The sequence below is a fragment of the Pusillimonas noertemannii genome, from assembly GCF_003096595.1.
Taxonomy (GTDB): Bacteria; Pseudomonadota; Gammaproteobacteria; order Burkholderiales; family Burkholderiaceae_B; genus Pusillimonas; species Pusillimonas noertemannii.
Genome location: NZ_QEKO01000002.1, coordinates 608,325 through 625,414, shown reverse-complemented (window position 1 = coordinate 625,414; position 17,090 = coordinate 608,325). Strand labels below are relative to the sequence as shown.

Here is a 17,090-nt window from a genome sequence, read left to right as displayed (position 1 = left end):
TTTGCGTGTTAATACTCGTTATCTCTTTTTAGCTACAGCTATCAGCAAAAAAAATATACTTAGATAAAAATCTTGGAAAGTGGCTATAAACATCCTTCATACAACTTCTTTAATCCTCCTTCCTTTAATCCTCCTTCATCAGGGATTTCCCGAGAATTCGATATCAACTGATATAGATGAGTTGTATTTTTAGGTACCTAAGTTTATTATAAAAATCGAAGGCTTCAAAGGAATTGCCATTCGGGCTGCTTCGGCATGCCGCGCGGGCGGCGGCCGCTTCATGAAAGAGGAAACCACGATGTTGACTGCAGAACTCAACGCCAAGCTCACCCAGGTATCGCGGGGCACCCCCATGGGTGAATTGCTGCGGCGTTATTGGCAGCCGATTGCGGCTGCGGTTGAACTGAAAAAAGCCTGGACGAAACGTGTCAGGCTGCTGGGCGAAGACCTGGTGCTGTTTCGCGACCGCCAGGGCAGGCTCGGCCTTATCGCCGAGCAGTGCCCGCACCGCCGCGCTTCGTTTGCGCACGGCATACCCACCAACGACGGTATCCGATGTCCGTACCACGGCTGGGAATTCAACGGTGCCGGCAAGTGCCTCAATCAACCCTTCGAGCCGGACAACCAGGCTTTTCGTGACTCGGTTGCCACCACGGCTTATCCGGTGCAGGAAATGGGCGGCCTGCTCTTCGCCTACCTCGGTCCGCAGCCGGCGCCGCTGCTGCCGCGTTTCGACGGCTTCGTGGCCAAGGGCACCATCCGCCAGCTGGGGCGCACCTTGCTGCCGGTGAACTGGCTGCAGGTCATGGAGAATTCCCTCGACCCCGTCCATACCGAATGGCTGCACGGCCACCATTACGAATTCCAGAAAGAGCAGGAAGGCATCAAGGTGGCCATCAGCACGCGTCACCAGAAGATCGATTTCAAGGAGTTCGAGTACGGCATCACCAAGCATCGTCTGCTCGAGGGCCATTCTGAAGAGGGCGACGACTGGCGTATCGGCCATCCCATCGTGTTCCCCAACATGCTGGCGGTGGGCAACGGCGGCGACCACAACCGCTACTACTCCTTCCAGATTCGCGTACCGGTAGACGACGAGCACACCCTGCATTTTTGGTACAACGCTTACGTTCCGCCCGCAGGGGTCAAGGTGCCGGAGCATCTGTTGAATACCGTGCACTTGTACGACGTGCCCTACAAAAACGAGAAAGGCGAGTTCGTCGTCGACAACGTCGACGGCCAGGACATGATGGCCTGGGTAACACAAGGGGCGGTGGCCGATCGCACGCAAGAGCATCTGGGCGCATCCGACGCGGGTATTGCCTTTTACCGTCACGTGTTGCGTCGCGAGCTCAAGAAGCTTGAAGAAGGCAAGGATCCGATCGGCCTGGTGCGTGACCCGGCGCGCAATATCTGTATCGAGCTGCCGAACGAGCGCGACAAGCACCACAACAGCGACGGCTTTTCAAGCTTCATGCTGCGCACCCACGCCAAGTATTCACCCATTGCCCCTGACCTGGTCCGCATCTTCGAGCCCGGCCGCGGCCAAGAGCAGGCCGAACCCGCCGAAAGCCTTTACTAGGGCCTGTTGACACTAAAGGAACCTCCATGACGCTGGACGAAGCAAAACGCAAGCTGATCGACGCAGGCAAGATCCTCGAAGACGCGGGGCAGGGCGACCTTACCCGCGGGCATGTTTCCATACGCATGCCGGGCGACCCGTCGCTTTTCATCATGAAGCCGCACAGCCATGGCTTTGATGAGATCACGCCCGAGAACATCGTGGTCTGTAATCTCGAGGGCGAGAAGGTTGGCGGAGAAGGCAAGCGCCACAGCGAGGTCTTCATCCATTCCGAGATCTACCGGCTGCGGCCCGACATCAATAGCGTCATCCATTCACACCCCACCCATGCCGTTGCGCTGTCGGCCACCGGCCGGCCGCTGCGGCCCATCAGCCAGCCGGCCGTGGCCTTTGCCGACGGGCTGCCCTACTACACCGACACCATCAACCTCATCCGCAGCCAGGAGATGGGCCGCGGCGTGGCGCAGGCGCTGGGCGCCTGCAAGGCGGTGCTCATGCGCAACCACGGCGTGGCGCTTGCAGGCAAGACCGTCGAAGAGGCCACCATACTGGCCATCATGCTCGACAACGCCTGCCAGATCCAGTTGCTGGCCGAAGCGGCCGGGGGCATCGGCCAAGAGTTCTCGCCTCAAGAAGTTGAAAAGCTGCACTTCGACATTACCCGGCCGGCCCAGTACGAGGTGAATTTCCAGTACCTGCGGCGCCGGGCGCTTAAAGACGCAAGCTGGGCAGGCCACGCCTTGGCCGACCAGATATAAAAACATTGACCCGCACGCCGGCCGCAGCGGCGTGCCCACCAAGGAGAGACAGACATATGCTAAAACGCAAAACCCTGAAAGCGCTGGCGGCGGCCCTGGCCGCTGCCGCCTGTTGCACCCTGGCGCCCATGGCGCAGGCGGCCTCGCCCGAAGACCTGGCCACCTACCAGGGGCCCGATCGCCACGAGCGCCTGGTCGAGGCCGCCAAGAAAGAGGGCGAGCTCACCGTTTATCACGCCTACCCCAAGCTGACGGTGGCCATCGATGCCTTCAGCAAGAAATACGGCATCAAGGTCAAGAACTGGCGGGCCGGTTCCGAGGCGCTGCTGCAGCGCATTGTGTCCGAGGCGCGCGGCGGCCGGCACGACGTGGACATCGTGCAGAACAATGCGCCCGAAAACGAGGCCCTGCATCGCGAAGGCCTGTCGCGTCCGGCCTGGTCGCCGCACTTCGCCGATCTGCGCGCCAACGCCGTGCCCAAGCACCATGCATGGGTGGGCCTTACCATGGACGTCTGGACGGCCGCCTACAACACCGAGAAGGTCAAGCCCGAAGACGTGCCCAAAGGCTACGAAGACCTGACCGATCCGAAATGGAAGAACAAGCTGGGCGTCGAGGCCTATAACTTCGCCTGGTTCGGCACGCTGCTGCAGGCCATGGGCGAAGAAAAGGGGCGCAAGCTGTTTTCCGACATTGTCGCCACCAACGGCATGTCGTTTCGCAAGGGGCACTCGTTGCTGACATCGCTGGTGGCCTCGGGCGAGGTTCCGCTTGCCCTTACTGTTTACAGCTGGAACCCCGAGCAGCTCAAGACCAAGGGCGCGCCCATCGAGGGACTGCCTCTTGATCCCATCATTGGCCAGTTCAGCACGCTGGCATTGCTGGCGGAATCTCCTCATCCCAATGCCGCCTTGCTGTTCTACGACTTCATGCTGGACGAAGGTCAGAAGATACTCGCCGATATGAATTATGTGGTGGTAACCGACAAGATCAAGACCCCGTTCACCGGCGTGGACGTCACCATGGTCGATCCGGGTCAGGCCCTTGACCACCAGGACGAGTGGATGAAGACCTTCGAAGAAGTGCTGGGCAAGGCACCCTGAGCGGCAGGGCGTGAGCTGCGGCAGCCATCCGCCTTGCGGCGGCGGGTGGTTAGGACAAGGGGCGCGAGCACGGCGGCATGATGTTTGCTATGTGGCCTGCGACGGTGCTGGGGGCGTTTCCCGGCCCTGGCGGGCGCAAGCCCCGGCACCCCTCCGGAGAGACCACGTCATGGAAGACAAATTTCGCTACTTTTCCGAGCGCATCGCGCAATGGACGGGAACCCCCTGGTCCTTTGCGCTGGCCATAAGCCTTGTTCTGTTGTGGGCGGTGTCGGGCCCCGTGTTCGGCTATTCCGACACCTGGCAGCTTGTCATCAACACAGGAACCACCATCATCACCTTCCTGATGGTGTTCCTTATTCAGAACACGCAAAATCGCGACGCCATCGCCGTGCAGCTCAAGCTCGACGAACTGCTCAGGGTGGTGAAGGGCGCGCGCACGGGTATGATCAATGTAGACCAGCTAAGCAATGCCGAGCTGGAGCAGCTTCGGCGCGATCTGGAAAAAATCGGCCGTGAAGATGGATGCGACCTGGCCTCCATCGAGGCCAAGGTTACCTCGCACAGCCGGCGCCGACACGAAAAATCCGGCGCGTCTTCCGAAGAACTAAGGTCCGAACGGTCGGTCGAGGTCGAAATCGAGAAGAAAGTCAAAAAAGAAAGCGAAAGCCCAGGCGAAACACCCTGATGGGCCGCAGGCTTGTGCGGGCGGCGGGATAGCCGCCTTGTCCAGAAGCGGCTCTTGGCGCCACGTTCACAAAGCTGCAACGGCGGCTCGCTTACAATAAGCCGGATTCATTCCAGGCTTGACCATGACATTTGTAGTAACCGAAGCATGCATTCAATGCAAATACACTGATTGTGTCAGTGTATGCCCCATGGACTGCTTCTTCGAAGGCCCCAATTTTCTCGTCATCAACCCCGACGAATGCATCGATTGCTCCATTTGCGTGGCCGAATGTCCGGTGGGAGCCATCGTCAGCGACCAGGAAATCCCCGGCGACCAGCGGCATTTCCTGGAAATCAATCGCGATCTTTCGCAAGACCCGCGCTACAGGCGTATCTCGAAGGCCAAAGAGCCCATGCCCGACCACGAAAAATGGGCCGGGGTCAAGGATAAGCTCGGCCTTTTGGGCTACGACGCGGCAATCGAGTCCTAGGCGGCAACTTCCGCGTCGAGCATGCCTGTCGGGCCAGGCGCTCGGCCGGGTCTGGAAGAGCCGCGGGCAGGCGTTCCCGCTATGCTACAGTGCTGGCTGATCACCGCCCTCGAAGGCGGTGGGTTGATGGGGATGAGCCATGCCACACGCAGGAAATACGGCATCGTGGGCCGAGCTTCTAAGCGGCCGCAACGGATTGCGCTCGATCGCGCTGGCCGGCGGTGTCGCCCTGCACGCCGTAAACGTATATATCGTTGCCACCATACTTCCGTCGGTCGTGCGCGACATCGGCGGCCTGCCGTATTACGCCTGGAACATGACCTTGTTCGTGGTGGCATCCATACTCGGTTCGGCCTTGTCGCCGAAAACCATGGACAAGTTCGGGCCCAGGCGCGCCTTCCAGGTGGCCATCGCGGTGTTTTCCGCAGGTACGGCTGTGTGCGCGCTGGCGCCCACCATGGGGTGGATGCTTGCGGGCCGTACCCTGCAGGGCTTTGGGGGCGGCCTGCTGCTGGGCCTCAGCTATTCCTCGGTCCGCATTGTGTTCGAAGAGCGCCTGTGGCCCAAGGCCATGGCCCTGGTTTCAAGCATGTGGGGCGTGGCAACGCTGGCGGGCCCGGCCATCGGCGGCATATTCGCCGACGCCGGCCACTGGCGCTGGGCTTTCGGGGCCGTGCTGCCGGTCGCCTTGTTCCTGGCCTGTCTCGTGCAGACCCAGATCGCCGTCAAGTCTTCGGCCCGCGGCCATGGCCCGGTGCGCATACCCATGGCCCAGATCGGCCTGCTCGTCGTGTCGGTGCTCATCGTCTCGGTGGCCAGCCTGTCGGGGCACGTCGGCTGGAGCGCCCTGGGTATAGCCGCGGCGCTGGCCGTGGGCTTGGGGGTGGCGCGGCTGGACGCTCGCAACACCACCCGCCTCATGCCCGTGGGCGCCTACGATCTCAACCGCCTGGGTAGTGTCTATGCCTGCGTGGCACTGGTAAGCATAGGCATCACGGTTGAAATGTTCGTGCCGTATTTCCTGCAGGTGCTGCACGGCCACTCGCCCTTGGTGGCCGGCTATCTCAGCGCCCTGATGTCGGCGGGCTGGACGCTGGGGGCGGTTACCAGTTCGGGCCGTTCCCCCGCCGTTGCCGACATCTACGTGCGTCTCGGGCCGATCATATCGGCCGTTTCACTGGCCGTCCTCGGCTTGCTTCTGCCATCCACCCCCTTGCAAGACGCCCTGCTGCGCTGGGTGGTGGTCCTGCCGCTGCTGGGGGTGGGGCTGGGCATAGGCATGTGCTGGCCCCATCTGCTGACCTACGTCTTCAAGGTGGCGCCGGCCGGACAAGAGAACATGGCTTCGTCGGCCATCATCACCACACAGTTGTACGCCATGGCCCTGGGCGCCGCAATAGGCGGGGTCATCATCAACGCGGCGGGCTTTACAGACCCCGGCGGCGTGCAGGGAACGGCCCAGGCCGCCCTGGCCCTGCTGCTGTGCATTGCACTGGCGCCGGGCCTGGCTGCCTGTTTCGTGCTTAGAGTGGTGCGAGGCCGCATACAGATCAGGGCCTAGGGCCCCCGGGGCTGCACATGCGGCGTTGCCGACCCGCCATGGCGGGCCGGCGGCCGGCCTAGCTCGCCTTGGGCAGGCGGAAGCGCTCGGGGTCCGGGCCATGGCGGGCGCCTTCATCGTGCATTGCTGCAATGGCCGCCAGGTCGTCGGCGTCGAGCTTGAAGTCGAAAATATGGAAGTTCTCGCGGATGCGCTCCGGCGTGATCGACTTGGGAATGACGACATTGCCCAATTGCGTATGCCAGCGCAGCACCACCTGGGCAAGCGAGCGCTTGTGCTTGGCGGCAATGCCTGCAAGCACGGGGTTGTCCCACAGCAGGCCGTGGCCCAGGGGGCTCCAGGACTCGGTCACGATATTGTGCTCGGCATGGTATTGCCTTAGCTCGGGCTGCTGGAAGCGCGGGTTGAGCTCGATCTGGTTCACCACCGGCAGCACGCCGGTTTCGTCCAGCAGGCGCTGCAGGTGCCCGATATTGAAGTTGGAAACGCCAATGGACTTGATGCGGCCTTCGTCGCGCAGGCGGATAAGGGCCTCCCATGATTTTACGTACAGGCCGATCTTGGGGGCGGGCCAGTGGATCAGGTACAGGTCGATGTATTCAAGCCCCAGCTTTTGCATGCTTTCGTCGAAGGCGGCAAGCGTTTCATCGTAGCCGTGCCGGTCGTTCCAGAGCTTGGTGGTAATGAACAGCTCGCGCCGGCCGCGGCCGCAGTCGCGGATGGCCTCGCCCACGCCCGATTCGTTGCCATAGATGGCCGCCGTGTCGATAAGGCGGTAGCCCGTGTTGATGGCGGTCTTCACGGTGTCGGCGACGATGTCGTTCTCGACCTGCCAGACGCCGAAGCCCATCTGGGGTATGGCATTGCCGTCGTGCAGTTTGATGCTGTTTAGAATATGGGACATGGTGCTCTCCGTGATGCGTGAACGGGTTATGCTGGACTTTGCGCAGCCATGGCAGGCGCAGGTTCGTTGGAACCGATTATACGTATGTTACAAAGCATGCCGCAGGGGCGCACGCCTAGGCCGGCGCCCGGCATGCCGTCAATTTCAAGGAGCAGTACGTGAGCATCCACACCGAAGTCAAGCGCATCAGCGTGCCGCAACTCATGGCTTACAAGGGCGAGCAGAAAATCGCTTCGCTTACGGCCTACAGCGCACCGTTTGCCCGCTTGCTCGATGAGCATCTCGACATGATCCTCATCGGCGATTCCACCGCCATGGTGGGCTACGACATGCCCAGCACGCTGGCCATCACCCTCGAGCAAATGGCAGCGCACGCGGCGGCGGTGGTGCGTTCCACGCGCCGGGCCTGCATCATCGTCGACATGCCGTTCGGCAGCTACCAAGAGTCGCCCTCGCAGGCCTTCCAGAGCGCCGCCCGCATGCTGGCCCTCTCGGGCGTGGCCGGCGTCAAGATGGAAGGCGGAGCCGCCCTGGCGCCCACCACCGAATTCCTTGTCGAGCGCGGCATTCCCGTGCTGGCGCACGTGGGCCTCATGCCCCAGTACGTCAACTCCATGGGGGGCTTCAAGGCTCAGGGCATGACGGACGAGTCGGCCGAGCGCATCTATAACGATGCCCTGGCCCATGAAAAGGCGGGGGCCTTCGGCCTGGTGCTCGAGGGCGTTGCCGAGGGCCTTGCCCGGCGCATCACCGAAGACGTCTCCATTCCCACCATAGGCATCGGGGCCTCGCCCGATTGCGACGGCCAGATACTGGTTACCGAAGACATCCTGGGCCTGACGGGCGGCCGCATTCCCAAGTTCGCGCGCCAGTTCGCCGACGTGGGGGCGCTGATCAGCCAGGCGGTGGGGCAATATGCCGAAGAAGTGCGTTCGGGCACTTTCCCCGCGCTCGAAAACTGCTTCGGCGTCAAGAAACAGGCGGGGCAGGGCTAAGCGCGTGGTACAGATATCTTCTTCACTGGCGGGCGTCCTGCTGTTCCTTGCCGGCCTGCTGGCCGGCATCGTGGCTTATTTCCTGTATGCGCGCCGTGAAGCCGCTGCGCTGCGCTCGCGCCTGGCCGTGGCCGAGGCGGCCATTGCGCAGCATCAGGGCAATGCCGAACGCCTGCAGGCGGGGCTGGGCCAGGCGGAACAGAGGCTTGGCGCGCTCGACGAAGAAAAGAACCGGCTCGATCGCGAGCAGGCGCATTGGCAGGCCGAGGCGGCGGGGCTGCGCGAACGGCTTGCCGAGGCGCGCCAGGCGCTTACAAGTAAAGAGCAATCCCTTTACACGACGGCGCAGCGGCTTGCAGACGCCGAAAAAGAGCTTTCCGGCCTGCAGGCCACCCATGCCGAGAAGCTGGCGGGCTACGAAGAGCTCAAGCAGTCGCTCGAGCAGTCGCGCCAGCAGCTCAAGACCGAGTTCCAGAACCTGGCCAACCAGATTCTGGAAGAAAAGGGCAAGACCTTCGCCCATGCCAGCCAGGCTTCGCTCGATGCCCTGCTCAAACCCTTCCGCGAACAGATACATGGCTTCCAGCAGCGCATCAACCAGGTGCACGACGAATCGGTAAAGGGCAATGCCGCATTGGGCACCGAGATCAAGCAGGTGCTCGAGATCGGCCTGAAAATGAGCACCGAGGCCAACACCCTGGCCACCGCCTTGCGGGGCGAGAAAAAAACCACCGGAAACTGGGGCGAGATCCAGCTCGAGCGCAGCCTGCAGCTGGCCGGCCTGATGCCGGGCGACCACTACGAGGCCCAGGCCCACTTCAAGGACGAGGCCGGTAATCACCGCCATCCCGATTTCATCGTCAAGCTGCCGGACGACAAGCACATGGTCATCGACAGCAAGGTGTCGCTGGTCGACTACGACCGCGCCATCGGCGCCGAATCCGAGGCCGAGCAGCGGGTAGCGCTCGATGCCCATGCAAAGGCCGTGCGCAACCACATCGACGATCTTTCCCGCAAAGACTACAGCAACCTCATCGGCATGCGCAGTCCCAGCTTCGTGCTCATGTTCATGCCCATCGAACCCGCTTACATCGAGGCGCTCAAGCACAACCGCGACCTGTTCGACTACGGCTACCAGCGCAACGTCGTCATGGTGTCGCACACCACGCTCATGCCCATCCTGCGCACCGTCGCCAACCTGTGGCGCATTGCCCGCAGCAACCAAGAGGCGCACGAGCTTGGCACCAAGGCGGGCGAAATCTACAACCAGGTCGTGGTGGTGGCCGAAAACCTGAAGAAGCTGGGCGACACCCTAGGCACCGTCAGCAACCACTACAACAAAACGGTCACTTCGCTGGCCGGCCGCCAGGGCCTGTACGGCAAGGCCTCGCGGTTCAACGAGCTTTCGGCCAAGGCCAACAAGACCATGCCCGACCTCGAGCCCCTGCACACCGATTTCCAGACCGAGAAGCTGGAGCTCATTGTGTCGGCGCCCCTGCTAGAAAAAAGCGATCCGCCGGGGCAGAGTGAGACGTTGGAACATCATCAGCCCGAAGAACTCGAGGCTTCGGATCAGAACGCGATACACGCGGCAGACCAGGCTTCGGAACAGGCTCCTGAAGCCGATCAAAGCGATGCCCGGGGGGGCGAAACAGGCGGGCGGGCGACCGGGCCCGACCACGGCGACATGCCCGGCGAGCCGGAGACCACGGGCGAAGCCGACAGGCAGCCATGAAATCCCTGCGCAATGCCCGCCTGATGGCGGGCGCACCGCTACCGGTGCGCGACGGCATTGCGCCGAGCCGGGTCTATCTGCCCATGGGGCCGTGGGCCACGGTGCTTGATTTCCTGGTCGAGCGCTTTCGCTTCATGCCCGCCGACCTGCTGCGCCAGCGGCTGGAAAACGGCGACATCGTGGACGAGGCCGGTGCGCCCCAGCGGCCCGGCTCGCCCTATGCGCCCCATCGCTGGCTGTGGTACTACCGCATCGTGCCCGATGAGGCCGCCGTACCCTTCGAGCTGGAAATATTGCACGCCGACGACCGGATCATCGTTGTCGACAAGCCTCATTTCCTGGCCAGCATTCCGGGCGGCCGATACTTGCGCGAAACCGCCCTGACCCGTTTGCGCGACCGCTTCGGCCTGCCCGAGCTCACCCCTGTCCACAGGCTCGACCGCGACACGGCGGGCGTCATGCTGTTCTGCCGCGATCCGGCCAGCCGTGGGGCGTATCAAGGGCTGTTTCAGTCGCGAGAAGTGGCCAAGGAGTACGAGGCCGTTGCACCCTGGCGACCGGGCCTGAGCCTGCCTTGCATTCATCGAAGCCGCCTTGAACCAGGCGAGACGCATTTCATCATGCGGGAAGTGGCGGGCGAACCCAATAGCGAAACCCGCATCGAGCTGATCGCCCGGCTGGGCCCCTTGGCTCATTATCGCCTGCTGCCCACTACGGGCCGCAAGCACCAGTTGCGCGCCCACATGAGCGCCTTGGGCGTTCCCATTTGCAACGATTCCTTCTATCCGTGCTGGCGGCCGCAGGCCCCGGAGGACGACTACGACAGGCCCTTGCAGTTGCTGGCCAGAGCCGTCGAGTTTGCCGACCCCTTCAGCGGAAAGCGTGTCCGGTTCGAATCCCACCGTCAATTGGGTTGCCTCGGGTTCGGGCTCGGCACGGAACCGGACGGCTCGGCCTGAAGAGAGCGCGGGACCCCAAGGCGGCCAAATACCCAGACGCCATAAACAGCTAACGATTAAGTAGTTCCCTAGACCGCCGCCTCGCTCCAAACTATCCCTCTCCGAGAAAAGATAGGGAACAGCTTGACCACCGCCACGCCGCTGCTCGACCAGGAAACCCGCCACAAGTGGCAAACCCTGCTCGATACCCTTGCCGACATCAGCGCCCGGCATCCCGATGCCGTGTTCGCCTCTTCGCTGGCGGCTGAAGACATGGTGCTGACCCACGCGATTTTCGAAGCGCGGCTGCCCATCGAGATATTCACGCTCGACACAGGCCGCCTGCATCCCGAAACCCTTGCCATGGTCGACCGCATCGCCCAGCGCTATGGCGTCGCGCTGCGCGTCGTGCATCCCGATTCCAGGGCCGTGCAAGAGCATGTGGCCCAGCATGGCGAATTCGCCTTCTACGACAGCATCGAGCTGCGCAAGGCATGTTGCGGCATCCGCAAGGTGCAGCCCCTGCGCGGGGTGCTGGCTGGCCACAGCGCCTGGCTTACTGGCCAGCACCGCGACCAGTCCATTACACGCAGCGAGCTGCGGGAGTCCGAGTACGACCATGCGTTCGGCCTGCACAAATACAACCCCCTGGCGTCCTGGACCGACGCCCAGGTGTGGGATGTGATCCGTGCCCACGACATTCCGTACAACCCGCTGCATGACCAGGGCTACCCCTCTATAGGCTGCGACCCCTGTACGCGCGCGGTCCGGCCGGGAGAGCACCCGCGCGCGGGCCGCTGGTGGTGGGAACAGGCCTCGTCCAAAGAGTGCGGCCTGCATCAAGGCAATATTGAATCGAAGGTAATTAAAAATGGGTGATCTGTCATCAAGGACGCATCTTGACTGGCTCGAGTCCGAAGCCATCTATATTTTGCGCGAGGTGGCCGCCGAATGTGAACGGCCCGTCCTGCTTTTCTCGGGCGGCAAAGATTCCGTGGTGCTGCTGCGCCTGGCCGAAAAGGCCTTCCGGCCCGGCCGCTTTCCCTTTCCTCTGATGCACATCGACACCGGGCACAACTTCGACGAAGTCATACAGTTTCGCGATCGCCGCGTGGCGGAGCTGAGCGAAAACCTGATCGTGCGCTCGGTTGACGATTCCATCGCGCGGGGCACGGTCGTGCTGCGCAAGCACAACGATTCGCGCAATGCCGCCCAGGCCACCACCCTGCTCGAGGCGATCGAAGAGTTCGGCTTCGACGCCTGCATAGGCGGTGCCCGCCGCGATGAAGAAAAGGCGCGCGCCAAAGAGCGTGTCTTTTCGTTCCGCAACGAGTTTGGCCAATGGGACCCCAAGGCCCAGCGTCCCGAGCTCTGGAACCTCTTCAACACCAAGGTCTACCCCGGCGAGAACATGCGCGTGTTCCCGATCTCCAACTGGACCGAGCTGGACGTGTGGCAATACATCGCGCGCGAAGAACTGAGCCTGCCTTCCATCTACTACGCGCATCAGCGCACGGTGGTGCAGCGGCAAGGCCTGCTGGTGCCGGTAACGCCGCTTACGCCGCCCAAAGAAGACGAGACCCCGGAACTGCGCACCGTGCGTTTCAGAACCGTGGGCGACATCTCCTGCACCTGCCCGGTGGCCTCAACGGCCGCGACGCCGCTGGAAATCATCGCCGAAACCGCCATCACCACCATCACCGAGCGCGGCGCCACGCGCCTGGACGATCAGACGTCCGAAGCCTCGATGGAGAAACGCAAGAAAGAGGGGTATTTCTGATGAACGCCGTACACGAACCCTGGGCGGTCGCCGCCGACACGCAGGTGCTGCGCTTTATCACCGCCGGCTCGGTCGACGATGGCAAATCCACGCTGATCGGCAGGCTGCTGTTCGACAGCAAGGGCGTTTTTGCCGACCAGCTCGAGGCCATCTCGCGCAGCAAGTACAAGCGCGTGCAGGCCGATGAGCCCGACCTGGCCCTGCTGACCGACGGCCTGGAGGCCGAGCGCGAACAGGGCATCACCATCGACGTGGCCTACCGCTACTTCGCCACGCCGCGGCGCAAGTTCATCGTGGCCGACGCCCCGGGACACGAGCAGTACACCCGCAACATGGTCACGGGCGCATCCACCGCCCAGGCGGCCATCATCCTGATCGACGCCAGCAGAGCGCGCGACGGCAAGCTGCTGGCCCAGACACGCCGGCACAGCGCCCTGGCGGCGCTGCTGGGTATCCGGCACATCGTTGTCGCCGTCAACAAGATGGACCTGATCGACTGGGAACAGGGCGCGTTCGAACGCATACGCGCCTCGTATGCCGACCTGGCCGCCAAGCTGGGCATCGATGAATTCCATATCGTTCCCATTTCGGCCCTCAAGGGCGACAATGTCGTGCAGCCTTCGGCCAGCACACCATGGTACGAGGGCCCGCCCCTGCTTACGCTGCTCGAAGAGCTGCCCATAGCCGACCAGGCCCTGCACGGGCCGGCGCGCTTTTTCGTGCAATGGGTCATCCGTCATGGCGGCGATTCAAAAGACGATTTTCGCGGCTATGCCGGGCAGGTGGCCAGCGGCACGCTGCGTGCGGGCGACGAGATCAAGGTGCTGCCTTCGGGTATTGCCGCCCGGGTAGCGCGCCTTATCTCTTTCGACCGCGACGTCGAAGAGGCGAGGGCGGGCGACAGCATAACCCTTGTGCTGGACCGTGACGTTGACGTTTCCCGGGGCGATCTCATTGCCCCGGCCGATGATGACCTGCGCATTGCCAGCGCCTTTGAGGCCGAAGTGTGCTGGCTGGACCAGCAGGCGCTCAATCCGGCCCGCCAGTATTGGCTCAAGCAGGGCACCCGCCTTACCAAGGCGCGCATCCGCGGTGTGCATTCGCGGCGCGACATTCACGAACTGCAGCATGCCGATTCGGCCGAAAGCCTTGAGATGAACGACATCGGGCGGATTTCGCTGAGCACGCGCGACGCGCTTGCCCTGGATTCCTACGCCAGTGTCGGGGCGACCGGGGCCTTTATATTGATCGATACCGCCACGCACCAGACCGCGGCGGCCGGCATGATTCTGTAGCCTGCGGGTCATGGCCCATGGCGCGGCGCTTCCCTTCCATCGAAGGGTGCGCGCCGGCCAGTGTGGCTGTTCTAGTGTCCTGTTTGGCTAATTCGCGTACTTATCTTCGGCGCCTGGGCCCGCCATGCTGCGTTGCAAATCCGCGCGATAGCTACGGCTATCGCTGTGGTTTGCGCCTTGCTTGGCAGGCCCATGCATCCGAATATAAGCACACAATTAACCAAACAGGACACTAACGGGCTAGTCCGCCGCCTTGATGTGCAGGTGGCGGCTTTCCATTTCGTGGCGCAGTTCGCGCCTTAGCTGGGCGGCCTGGAATCGCGCCCTGGCCTCGTCGTCGGCCGGCTGCAGGGGCGGAACAACCACGGGTGTGCCGTGCTCGTCGACCGCGATCATGGTGAAGTAGCAGCTATTGGTGTGCCGCACCAGCTTGCGCCGGATGTCTTCGGTAACGACCTTGATGCCGATCTCCATCGAGGTGCGGCCCGTGTAATTGACCGAGGCGTAGAAGGTGACCAGCTCGCCCACGTGTATGGGCTGGCGAAACATGACCTGGTCGACCGAAAGCGTGACCACATAGGTGCCCGCATAGCGGCTGGCACAGGCGTAGGCGACCTGATCGAGATGCTTGAGGATGGCTCCGCCATGCACATTGCCCGAGAAATTGGCCATGTCGGGCGTCATGAGTATGGTCATGGATATCTGGTGGGCCGAATCGTTCATGGCAAGGGTGCTGATTGAGGTTGGCGGAAGGCGCTGCAAGGTGCAAGTGCACTAAACTGTCGGCATTTGCATGTGCGAGAGCGCATCGATCGTGCGTGGCGGCAAGGCCTTGCCTTGCATCGTCGCCAAATTATGCCATCGTAGGAAACTGATGTCAGACTCTTTGGAAACACGGCTGGCCGCCGTGCGCCGGCGCATCGCCCTGGCATGCGAGCGTGCGGGGCGCTCGCCGGATGAGGTCGCGCTGCTGGCTGTAAGCAAGACCTTTCCTCCCCAGGCGCTGCGGCAGGCGGCTGAACTGGGCATACGCCGGTTCGGCGAGAGCCGCATGCAGGAAATCCGGCAAAAAGACAGCGAACTTGCCAGCCTGAAACCCGAGTGGGTGCTGATAGGCCATTTGCAGACCAACAAGGCCAAGGACGCGGCGCGGTTGGTCCACGAAGTGCAGTCGCTCGACCGCTGGTCCCTGGCCGAGGCGCTGGACGGCAGGCTGCAGGCCGAGGGCCGCACTATCGACGTTTTGGTGCAGGTCAAGACTTCGCCCGAGCCTTCCAAGTTCGGCCTCGAGCCGGCCGAGCTTGCGGGCTTTCTCGAGCGCTTGCAGGGCTTGCATACCATGCGGGTCAAGGGCTTGATGACGATGGCGGTCAATTCCCCCGACGAAAGCGCCGTGCGCGCCTGCTTCCGCTCCCTGCGCGAACTGCGCGACCGCATGCAAGCGCAAGGGCATGCCGGCCTGCAGCGCCTTTCCATGGGCATGAGCGGCGACTTCGAGTGGGCCATCCAAGAGGGCGCAACCGAGGTGCGCATCGGCTCGGCCATCTTTGGCTCGCGCCAGTATCCCGATTAATCGAAGGAGAAGACATGCGTTACCTTTCCTGTGTCCTGGCCGCGTCGGCCCTGCTGCTGGGTTCCCACGCGGCGCGCGGCGATACGCTCGACGTCGTCAAGCAGCGCGGCCACGTGCAATGCGGCGTCACCACCGGGTTCGCCGGCTTTTCGGCCCCCGACGACAAAGGGGTCTGGCGCGGCCTCGATATCGATTTCTGCCGGGCGGTTGCGGCCGCGGTGCTGGGCGACGCCGGCAAGTTCAAGGCGGTGCCGCTCAATTCGCAGCAGCGCTTCACGGCCCTGCAGTCGGGCGAGATAGACCTGCTGGCGCGCAACACCAGCGTTACCCAGCAGCGCGATACCGCCCTGGGCGCCATCCATGCCGGCATCAACTTCTACGACGGGCAGGGCTTTCTGGTGCACAAGTCGCTGGGCGTCACCAGCGCCAAAGAACTCGACCAGGCCTCCATCTGCATGCAGACCGGCACGTCCAACGAAAACACCATGGCTGACTGGGCGCGCGCCAACGGCATCACCTACCGCCCGGTGGTCATCGAGCAGTTCAACGAGGTGGTCAACGCCTTTGCCGCCGGGCGCTGCGACGCCTTCACCACCGATGCGTCGGGCCTGGCGTCCATCCGGGTGTCCCGCATGCAGGATCCCGACGCCTACGAGGTTCTGCCCGAGCTCATTTCCAAAGAGCCCCTGGGGCCCTTTGTGAGGCAGGGCGACGATGCCTGGCTGAACGTCGTCAAATGGACGTTGCACGCCATGACGGGAGCCGAAGAGCTGGGCGTGACCAGCGCCAACGTCGATGAAAGCCTGCAAAGTAAGAACCCCGCCATTCGCCGCCTGCTGGGCGTGACGCCGGGGGCGGGCAAGAACCTGGGCCTGGACGAAAAATGGGCCTACAACATCGTCAAGCAGGTCGGCAACTATGGCGAAAGCTTCGAGCGCAACGTGGGCATGGCCAGCCCCCTGAAGATTCCGCGCGGCCTGAACGCCTTGTGGTCGGACGGCGGCCTGATCTATCCGCTGCCCATACGCTAGCTTGCACCTCGCGCTACCGGCTGGGGCCTTTGCCCATCGGAGTGACGGCCGGTGTGCGGCGCGCAAGCCGGGGCGGTTGCGCTAGCGTCGGCGATACACCACGGCGATCTTGGCAAACGCAGTGTGAAGCTCGGGTGTCCCGCTCTGGAAGATGACCGGACGGCTGCGGCCGGTGAAGCAGATGAGCCGCTTGGATGCGATCATGGGCACGAACTTGGCAAACTGGATGTCGTGCCAGCCTATGGCGCGCTTGGTGATCCAGGTCTGTTCGATGCCCTCTTCCGTTATGCGCGTGGTCGAGATGGCCATCACGCGGGCAATGAGCAGCAGGCCGCAGAAGCAGATCACGATGCTGCCGGCCATGAAGGGGTTCACCGGCTCGCCTTCGAACCCCATGGCGACACGCACCAGCTGTACGCCGATTACGGCGACCACGACCCACACCATGATCTTGACCCACGAGGGCCAGGCCGGCCCCTGTATGGGCAGCGGGCCCAGTTCGGCGAGCAGGGCGGCGTGTTCTTCAGCGCTGGGGCGCGTCGATTGAAATAATTGCATGAGGGTTCCGGGCAGTTGGGCGCCCGCATGGGCGCGTCGCCATTTTAGACCAGCATGCGTCCGGCCCGTTGGGGCCCTGCGGCAAGCTGTTGGCCGGCGGACGGCGGTGACCATCGA

Annotated in this window: 17 protein-coding genes; 14 read left to right on the top strand and 3 right to left on the bottom strand. The window is 63.0% G+C overall.

Features of this window, described 5'->3' with window-relative positions; all coding sequences use genetic code 11:
• Positions 1–298 precede the first annotated feature (298 nt).
• The 6 genes from C7440_RS10065 to C7440_RS10040 all read left to right on the top strand — a co-directional run bounded on the left by C7440_RS10065 (position 299) and on the right by C7440_RS10040 (position 6,164).
• Entirely contained in the window at positions 299–1,582 is a 1,284-nt protein-coding gene (locus tag C7440_RS10065; protein WP_116518393.1) for an aromatic ring-hydroxylating oxygenase subunit alpha, read from the top strand.
• Between the two features lie 26 nt (positions 1,583–1,608).
• The gene (locus C7440_RS10060; RefSeq protein WP_017524406.1) at positions 1,609–2,340 is read left to right on the top strand and encodes a class II aldolase/adducin family protein; all 732 of its coding nucleotides are present in this window, start codon (positions 1,609–1,611) and stop codon (positions 2,338–2,340) included.
• Positions 2,341–2,396: 56 nt separating this feature from the next.
• The gene (locus C7440_RS10055) at positions 2,397–3,443 is read left to right on the top strand and encodes an ABC transporter substrate-binding protein (RefSeq protein ID WP_116518392.1); all 1,047 of its coding nucleotides are present in this window, start codon (positions 2,397–2,399) and stop codon (positions 3,441–3,443) included.
• Positions 3,444–3,612: 169 nt separating this feature from the next.
• On the top strand, positions 3,613–4,131 hold the full coding sequence (locus C7440_RS10050) for a low affinity iron permease family protein (RefSeq protein WP_116518391.1): 519 nt from the start codon (positions 3,613–3,615) through the stop codon (positions 4,129–4,131).
• Positions 4,132–4,255: 124 nt separating this feature from the next.
• Positions 4,256–4,603, top strand: a complete 348-nt coding sequence (gene fdxA / locus C7440_RS10045) for a ferredoxin FdxA (RefSeq protein ID WP_116518390.1) — start codon at positions 4,256–4,258, stop codon at positions 4,601–4,603.
• Between the two features lie 139 nt (positions 4,604–4,742).
• On the top strand, positions 4,743–6,164 hold the full coding sequence (locus C7440_RS10040) for an MFS transporter (RefSeq protein ID WP_165832523.1): 1,422 nt from the start codon (positions 4,743–4,745) through the stop codon (positions 6,162–6,164).
• A gap of 58 nt (positions 6,165–6,222) precedes the next feature.
• Here C7440_RS10040 and C7440_RS10035 read toward each other — a convergent pair whose 3' ends face one another.
• The gene (locus tag C7440_RS10035) at positions 6,223–7,068 is read right to left on the bottom strand and encodes an aldo/keto reductase (protein WP_116518389.1); all 846 of its coding nucleotides are present in this window, start codon (positions 7,066–7,068) and stop codon (positions 6,223–6,225) included.
• 158 nt (positions 7,069–7,226) lie between these two features.
• Here C7440_RS10035 and panB point away from each other — a divergent pair, with 158 nt between their 5' ends.
• The 6 genes from panB to C7440_RS10005 all read left to right on the top strand — a co-directional run bounded on the left by panB (position 7,227) and on the right by C7440_RS10005 (position 13,811).
• On the top strand, positions 7,227–8,063 hold the full coding sequence (gene panB / locus C7440_RS10030) for a 3-methyl-2-oxobutanoate hydroxymethyltransferase (RefSeq protein WP_116518388.1): 837 nt from the start codon (positions 7,227–7,229) through the stop codon (positions 8,061–8,063).
• A gap of 4 nt (positions 8,064–8,067) precedes the next feature.
• Entirely contained in the window at positions 8,068–9,798 is a 1,731-nt protein-coding gene (locus tag C7440_RS10025) for a DNA recombination protein RmuC (RefSeq protein ID WP_017524399.1), read from the top strand.
• Positions 9,795–10,757, top strand: a complete 963-nt coding sequence (locus C7440_RS10020) for a pseudouridine synthase (protein WP_116518387.1) — start codon at positions 9,795–9,797, stop codon at positions 10,755–10,757. The genes C7440_RS10025 and C7440_RS10020 overlap by 4 nt, the downstream gene beginning before the upstream one ends.
• Before the next feature lie 123 nt (positions 10,758–10,880).
• On the top strand, positions 10,881–11,615 hold the full coding sequence (locus C7440_RS10015; RefSeq protein WP_017524940.1) for a phosphoadenylyl-sulfate reductase: 735 nt from the start codon (positions 10,881–10,883) through the stop codon (positions 11,613–11,615).
• Positions 11,608–12,516 (top strand): sulfate adenylyltransferase subunit CysD, encoded by a 909-nt coding sequence (gene cysD / locus C7440_RS10010; protein WP_017524939.1) that lies wholly within the window; start codon positions 11,608–11,610, stop codon positions 12,514–12,516. Before C7440_RS10015 ends, cysD begins: the two co-directional genes overlap by 8 nt.
• The gene (locus tag C7440_RS10005; RefSeq protein WP_116518386.1) at positions 12,516–13,811 is read left to right on the top strand and encodes a sulfate adenylyltransferase subunit 1; all 1,296 of its coding nucleotides are present in this window, start codon (positions 12,516–12,518) and stop codon (positions 13,809–13,811) included. Before cysD ends, C7440_RS10005 begins: the two co-directional genes overlap by 1 nt.
• A gap of 240 nt (positions 13,812–14,051) precedes the next feature.
• Here the strand turns inward: C7440_RS10005 and C7440_RS10000 are convergent, their stop codons facing one another.
• The gene (locus C7440_RS10000; RefSeq protein WP_017524937.1) at positions 14,052–14,534 is read right to left on the bottom strand and encodes an acyl-CoA thioesterase; all 483 of its coding nucleotides are present in this window, start codon (positions 14,532–14,534) and stop codon (positions 14,052–14,054) included.
• A 151-nt stretch (positions 14,535–14,685) separates the two neighbouring features.
• On the opposite strand from C7440_RS10000, the gene C7440_RS09995 reads away from it, so the two are divergent.
• Positions 14,686–15,384, top strand: coding sequence for a YggS family pyridoxal phosphate-dependent enzyme (locus tag C7440_RS09995; RefSeq protein WP_116518385.1), 699 nt, complete (start codon positions 14,686–14,688; stop codon positions 15,382–15,384).
• A 14-nt stretch (positions 15,385–15,398) separates the two neighbouring features.
• Complete coding sequence (locus C7440_RS09990; RefSeq protein WP_116518384.1) at positions 15,399–16,415, top strand: amino acid ABC transporter substrate-binding protein; 1,017 nt, start codon at positions 15,399–15,401, stop codon at positions 16,413–16,415.
• Positions 16,416–16,496: 81 nt separating this feature from the next.
• On the opposite strand, the gene C7440_RS09985 is transcribed toward C7440_RS09990, so the two are convergent.
• Positions 16,497–16,973: a hypothetical protein gene (locus tag C7440_RS09985; RefSeq protein ID WP_017524934.1), complete on the bottom strand. Its 477-nt coding sequence runs from the start codon at positions 16,971–16,973 to the stop codon at positions 16,497–16,499.
• Between the last annotated feature and the right edge of the window lie 117 nt (positions 16,974–17,090).